This is a genomic window from Monashia sp. HAY1-2A (assembly GCF_056755315.1).
Window position 1 is genome coordinate 1 of record NZ_JBNDHY010000803.1, and the last position, 235, is coordinate 235.

The window sequence follows — 235 nt, forward strand, 5'->3', positions numbered from 1 at the left end:
GTCCTCTTTGAGGTCTGGCCTGGTTCTGAGGGATGTTTGGCCTTTCTTCTGCTGGAGCAGATTCCTGAGTTTCTGTGTTTTTAGGGGTTTCCTGCTTTTCTTGCAGAATCTCTGTAGGAGCTGTATTCGCCGGGGTTACTCTTTTTCTTTTTTTCTTCGCCGCAGCTGATGAAGTTTCTTCTGCAGTGATTACCTGCTCAGGTTTTACTTCTTCTTGCTTTGGCTCTTCAGAAGG

Annotated in this window: 1 protein-coding gene; it reads right to left on the reverse strand. The window is 46.4% G+C overall.

Going from position 1 to position 235, the window contains the following annotated elements; genetic code table 11:
- The coding region (locus ACPYOM_RS23985) for a hypothetical protein (protein ID WP_481347902.1) at positions 1–235 on the reverse strand (235 nt) is incomplete at both ends.